This is a genomic window from Nitrobacter sp. 62-23 (assembly GCF_001897285.1).
GTDB lineage: Bacteria > Pseudomonadota > Alphaproteobacteria > Rhizobiales > Xanthobacteraceae > Nitrobacter.
The window spans coordinates 24,459-30,652 of sequence record NZ_MKSM01000113.1 but is presented as its reverse complement, the minus strand read 5'-3'; the positions used below and the strand labels follow the sequence as shown (position 1 = coordinate 30,652).

The 6,194-nt window shown below is 65.1% G+C and carries 6 protein-coding genes; 4 read left to right on the top strand and 2 right to left on the bottom strand.

Going from position 1 to position 6,194, the window contains the following annotated elements:
• The 4 genes from leuS to BGO16_RS12760 all read left to right on the top strand — a co-directional run.
• On the top strand, nt 1–2,617 hold a 2,617-nt coding region (gene leuS / locus BGO16_RS12775; RefSeq protein WP_292619103.1), incomplete at its 5' end, for a leucine--tRNA ligase.
• Nucleotides 2,618–2,771: 154 nt separating this feature from the next.
• Nucleotides 2,772–3,290 (top strand): LPS assembly lipoprotein LptE, encoded by a 519-nt coding sequence (gene lptE, locus BGO16_RS12770; RefSeq protein WP_292619106.1) that lies wholly within the window; start codon nt 2,772–2,774, stop codon nt 3,288–3,290.
• Nucleotides 3,291–3,425: 135 nt separating this feature from the next.
• On the top strand, nt 3,426–4,454 hold the full coding sequence (holA, locus tag BGO16_RS12765; protein ID WP_292619102.1) for a DNA polymerase III subunit delta: 1,029 nt from the start codon (nt 3,426–3,428) through the stop codon (nt 4,452–4,454).
• Between the two features lie 278 nt (nt 4,455–4,732).
• Complete coding sequence (locus BGO16_RS12760) at nt 4,733–5,287, top strand: hypothetical protein (protein WP_292619101.1); 555 nt, start codon at nt 4,733–4,735, stop codon at nt 5,285–5,287.
• Nucleotides 5,288–5,310: 23 nt separating this feature from the next.
• Here the strand turns inward: BGO16_RS12760 and BGO16_RS12755 are convergent, their stop codons facing one another.
• Nucleotides 5,311–5,652, bottom strand: a complete 342-nt coding sequence (locus BGO16_RS12755) for a cupredoxin domain-containing protein (protein WP_292619100.1) — start codon at nt 5,650–5,652, stop codon at nt 5,311–5,313.
• Between the two features lie 9 nt (nt 5,653–5,661).
• Complete coding sequence (locus BGO16_RS12750) at nt 5,662–6,183, bottom strand: DUF4142 domain-containing protein (protein WP_292619099.1); 522 nt, start codon at nt 6,181–6,183, stop codon at nt 5,662–5,664.
• Nucleotides 6,184–6,194 lie beyond the last annotated feature (11 nt).

The following is a 6,194-nucleotide window of genomic DNA, read 5'->3' as shown; positions in this document are numbered from 1 at the left end:
CGCCCGTGACGCCGAACCGCGCTGGCAAGCCGAGTGGGACAGGCAGGCGATCTTCGCGACCAAAAACGACGACCCGCGCGAAAAATACTACGTACTGGAAATGTTCCCCTATCCGTCCGGGCGGATCCACATCGGCCATGTCCGCAACTACACCCTCGGCGACGTGATCGCGCGCTACATGCGCGCCAAGGGCTACAACGTGCTGCATCCGATGGGCTGGGACGCCTTCGGCCTGCCCGCCGAGAACGCCGCGATCGAGCGCAAGATCGCGCCCAAGGCGTGGACCTACGACAATATCAAGGCCATGAAGAAGCAGCTCCGCTCGATCGGGCTGTCGCTCGACTGGGCGCGGGAATTCGCGACCTGCGATCCGTCCTATTACAAGCACCAGCAGAAGATGTTCCTGGACTTCCTGCGCGCCGGTCTCGCCGAGCGCGAGAAGCGCAAGATCAACTGGGACCCGGTCGACATGACCGTGCTCGCCAACGAGCAGGTGATCGACGGGCGCGGCTGGCGCTCCGGCGCCGTGGTCGAGCAGCGCGAGATGAACCAGTGGGTCTTCAAGATCACGAAATACGCGCAGGACCTGCTCGACGCCCTCGACACGCTCGACCGCTGGCCCGACAAGGTGCGGCTGATGCAGCGCAACTGGATCGGCCGCTCCGAGGGTCTCCTGGTTCGCTTCGCGCTTGATCCGGCAACGACCCCAAGCGGTGAGAGCGAGCTGAAGATTTTCACCACGCGCCCCGACACCCTGTTCGGCGCGAAGTTCATGGCGATCGCGCCGGATCATCCGCTGGCGCAGGCGGCGGCGAAAGACAATCCCGCGCTCGCCGATTTCATCGCCGAGTGCAAGCGGTGCGGCACCGCGCAGGCCGAGCTCGACACGGCGGAGAAGATGGGCTTCGACACCGGCATTCGCGCCATCCATCCGTTCGACGCGGCGTGGGCGCTGCCGGTCTATGTCGCCAACTTCATCCTGATGGAATACGGCACCGGCGCGATCTTCGGCTGTCCGGCGCACGATCAGCGCGACCTCGATTTCGTCAACAAGTACGGCCTCGGCAACACGCCGGTGGTCTGCCCCGAGGGACAGGACCCTGCGAGCTTCGTCATCACCGATACGGCTTATGACGGCGACGGGCGGATGATCAACTCCCGCTTCCTCGACGGCATGACCACCGAGGCCGCGAAGGAAGAGGTCGCCAAGCGGCTGGAAAGCGAGACGCGCGGCAACATGCCGGTCGCCGAGCGCAAGGTGAACTTCCGCCTGCGCGACTGGGGCATCTCGCGCCAGCGCTATTGGGGCTGTCCGATCCCGGTGATCCATTGCCCCAACTGCGACGTGGTGCCGGTGTCGGAGACCGATCTGCCGGTCACGCTGCCGGAGGACGTCAGCTTCGACAAGCCCGGCAACGCGCTCGACCATCATCCGACATGGAAGCACGTCGTCTGCCCGAAGTGCGGGGCCAAGGCCACGCGCGAAACCGACACCATGGATACCTTCGTCGACTCGTCGTGGTACTTCGCGCGCTTCACCGACCCGTGGAATGAGCAGGCGCCGACCACGCCGGCGATCGCCAACCGCATGATGCCGGTCGACCAGTATATTGGCGGCGTCGAGCACGCGATCCTGCATCTGCTGTATTCGCGCTTCTTCACCCGCGCGATGAAGGCCACCGACCACATCAGTATGGACGAGCCGTTCAAGGGCATGTTCACGCAAGGCATGGTGGTGCACGAGACCTATCGCAAGGCCGACGGCGGCTGGGCCTCGCCCGACGAGGTCCGGATCGAGGCCCGCGGCGAGACCCGTCGCGCCACGCTGATCTCCACCGGCGAGGAGGTCAGTATCGGCGCGGTCGAGAAGATGTCGAAGTCCAAGCGCAACACCGTCGATCCCGACGACATCATCGGCAGCTACGGCGCCGACACCGCGCGCTGGTTCATGCTGTCGGATTCACCGCCGGATCGCGACGTGATCTGGAGCGAGGAAGGCGTGCAGGGCGCATCGCGCTTCATGCAGCGGCTGTGGCGGCTGGTCAACGAAGCGACTGATGCCGGCAGGGCCGCGCCGCAGGACAGGCCGGCGGCGTTCGGCCGTGATGCGAGCGGCTTGCGCAAGGCGACCCATGGCGCGCTCGACAAGGTATCGACCGGCATCGAGCGGCTGCACTTCAACGTCTGCCTCGCCAACATCCGCGAGTTCGCCAACGAACTGGCCGACGCCCTTGCCCGCTCCCGCGCCGGGACATCCGGCCTCGCGCCGGATCTGAGTTGGAGCCTGCGCGAGGCCGCCACCATCCTGGTCCAGTTGTTCAGCCCGATGATGCCGCACCTCGCCGAGGAATGCTGGCAGGCGCTGGGGCAGACCGGTCTGGTTTCGGAAGCCCGCTGGCCACAAATCGAGCGCGATCTTCTGGTTGAAGACACCATGACCCTGCCGGTGCAGGTCAACGGCAAAAAGCGGGGCGAGGTCACGGTGGCGAGCGGCGCGCCGAATCCGGAAATTGAGACTGCCGTTCTGGCGCTCGATGCGGTAAGACAGGCGCTGGGCGGCAAACCGGCCCGCAAAATCATCATCGTCCCGCAGAGGATCGTGAATGTGGTGGGGTAGGTTGTCGGCTCGACCGGCTCGATCATGGCTTGGCGTGTTCTCGAGCGAAGCGGATACCGGTTCGCGGCAAGAAAACGTGTCAAAACCAGAATCTGGAGCCCCGTTTCGATTCTGCCGGAACGGGAATGGCTTTGGTCCGCGCCTCGCAGCGCGGCTGAGCCTCATTGCCGTGCTGGCGGCGCTGACAGCCGGCTGCTTCCATCCGATGTATGCCGAACACACGGACGGCAGCCCGGCCCTGCGCGACAAGCTGATGGGCGTCGAACTGCTGCCGATCGACAAGCCCAACGCCTCGCGCGATGCCCGGATCGGCGTCGAAATTCGCAACGCGCTCGCATTCAAGCTTTACGGCGGAGCCACCGGCGCACCTCCGACACACCAGCTCAGAATCCGCTTCTCAACCACCCGCTCATCGCTGATGCTCGATCCCAACACGGCGCTGCCCTCCAACGAGAGCTACGGCATCGATGCGAGCTACCAGTTGATCGAGGTCGCGACCGGCAAGACCGTTCTCAACGCCAACACCTTCGCCCGCACCTCCTACGACATTCCCGGCCAGTTCCAGCGTTTCGCGCGCTCGCGCGCCTATCGCGACGCCGAGGACCGCGCCGCGCAGCAGATCGCCGACAACATCAACACGCGTCTGGCCTCGTTTTTCTATTCGGGAATGTGAGAACGCCATTCGTCCTTCATTCTGCGGAGCCATGGCGTTTTCGATGCCGCGGCGTCGGAACCGCGCTACCTCTGTCACAGGCAGAGGTCCAAGAAACGTCGTTCTTGCCGAAACGGGGGGTTGGATCGAACGCACATGGTCGCGCTACGCGGAAAGGACGTCGACAGTTTTCTTGCCCGGCCCGATCCGGCCCGCCCGATCATCCTGCTCTACGGCCCCGACGCCGGTCTCGTACGTGAGCGCGCGGACGCCTTGACGGCGTCGGCCGTCGACGACGTCAATGATCCGTTCTCGCTGGTTCGGCTCGATGGCGACGAACTCGCCGCCGAGCCGTCGCGTCTTGTCGATGAAGCCATGACGGTGCCGCTGTTCGGCGGCCGCCGCGCCATCCGCGTCAAGGCCGGATCGCGCAGTTTCGCCGGTGGCGTCGAGACGCTGGCGGACTCCGATATCCGGGACTGCCGGATCGTGATCGAAGCCGGCGAGTTGCGGCCCGAAGCGCCGCTGCGCAAAACCTGCGAGCGCGCGAAGAACGCGGTGGCGATCGCCTGCTACCCCGACACCGAACGCGACCTCGCGCGCCTGATCGACGACGAGTTGCGCGCCTCCGGTCTGAAGATCGCGCAGGATGCGCGCGCCATGCTGATGTCGCTGCTCGGCGGCGACCGTCAGGCCTCGCGCAACGAGTTGCGCAAGATTACGCTTTATGCCCATGGCGCGCGCGAGATCACGATCGAGGACGTGATGGCGGTGGTATCAGACGCATCCGACTTCAAGCTCGATCCCGTCGTCGACGCCGCCTTCGCCGGACAGCCCACCATCGTCGAAACCGAATTCGCCAAGGCCATGGTCGCCGGCACCTATCCGGGCCTGGCCATTTCGGCCGCGCAGCGCCAGGTCGCCGCCTTGCACAAGGCGGCGCTTCTGATGGAAGGCGGCGCGTCGGCTCCGTCAGCCGCCGAGGGTGGATTTCCGCGGCTGCATTTTTCGCGCAAGGCGGCGGTGGAAACGGCGTTGCGCAATTTCAGCGCCGCGCGACTGCTTCAGGTGATGGATCAGCTCGCGATCGCGGCGCTGGATGCGCGCAAGCATTCGGCACTGGCGCCCGCGATCGCGCAACGCGCGCTGATGTCCATCGCGGTGAACGCGCGGCGGAGGGGATAGCCCCAGGCCGTTGTCAGAGACATCTGTCTATGTGATCCGCAACCGTCTGCAATGGAAGAACGCGCTGAAGGCGTGTCCCAAGGTGAGCGTCGCATCCCCTTTTGCGCGTTTTGCTTTCGCGTTATAACCCCTCATCCGCTTGAGGGATGCTGTCGGAGGTTTTGTGCCCAATGTCTTGTGCAGGTTGAGGACCGTCGAGCTTCCCAGGCTGCATGCGAGGGTTCGATCCCCTTCGCCATCGTCGCCCTTCGAGGCGGACCGGGAGGGCTCTTGACGGGATGGCCGCGCCGCATGATCGTAGCCGTGACGGACTCCTCAAGACCGGCGCCGCGGGCGTCGGAACAGGCATTCTGACGCCGCTGATCGATCATATCAATGGCGCGCCCGCGGACTTGCGGATTGCGCTTCTGGCCGTGCCGTTCGCGCTCCTCGTCCTCGTTCTGATCCAGATCGGCTCGGACAATCCGCGCTGGGCGGCGCTGGCAGGGGCCGTGGTGACCGTGATCGCCTTTGTCTGGGCGGTCAGCGCGGCGGTCTGGATCGACGGACGGATTTCCGTTTCGGAAAGCGCTGTGAGAAACGTATTGTCTGGTCTGGCGGGTGGTTTTGTCGGCTCCGGCACCCTGGCGTTCGGGGTCAGCCTGCTGCCGGCCAGCCCGCGCGATCCGCTGGCCTGGCTGCCGATGCTGGTGACCGGCACCAGCGCCGGCGCGCTGCTGGCGCTGGACGATGCGCTCAACCTCGATCTGGTGTCGACGCTCTATCCGGTGTGGCAGGCCGGCGTCGCCATCTGCCTGGCGATGGCGTTGCGGAGGCGTACGCAATCCGCATGAGCCCGCGCGTCCGGGCGCGAACGCTATGGCGAGATCGTCAGCCTCGCCTTCATGTTGGGATGGAAGCGGCAGTGGTAGTCGATCGTTCCCGGCTTTTTCAGGACGAGCTTGACGGTCTTGTTCGGCGGCAGCGTCACATCCCAGTCGCCGTTCCGCGCTGTCGCGGTATGCACGAAAATGTCCTCGTTGACCCACTCGATGGTGTCGCCGACCTTGGCGTCCGCCGCAGCCGGCGTGATTTCAAGATCCCGCATCGTGATTTGAAGCGTCGCCGCCGAGGCCGGGACGGATAGTCCCAAGGTTGCGACGCTTGAGAGCGCGAGTCCCGAGGCTGCAACGATCAGAAAATATCCGCCCGGCTTCATGGACTTGTCCTATTTCAGTTCGGCCGCGACATGCTCGGCATGCTGCTCGTGTCCCTGGAAGATCTTGAGCCCGGTCTGCAGCAGGCTCTTCAGCTCGGCATTACTGGCCGAGGGAATGAGCAGGGTCTCGAGAGCGCTGTCGACCGCCTTGTGGTAGGCGACCTCGTTGTCGATGTAGGCCTTGTCGAACGCGGCGCCCTTCAGCGCCGCCAGCTCCTTCAGCTTGGCGGCGGCGTTCTTGGACAGCGTGCGGCTGGTGTCATTGTCTTCGGGGGTGACCTTGAGCTTCTTGACCAGTGCGAGGGCCTTGTCGTTCACCGCCTCGTGATCCCGCACCATGTCGGCGGCGAACGCCTTCACCGCCTTGTTCTCGGATTTCTCCAGCGCCTGCTTCGCCGCGGTGATATCGATGACGCCGGCGGTATAGGCGATGTGCGCGATCTGCGGGTCGGTGGGCTTCGCGTCCTGCGCGAGGGCAGCGCTGCTCAGCAGCATCGCGGCGGCGATCGCCGCGCTCAGTCGAACAAGCATTTTTGATACTC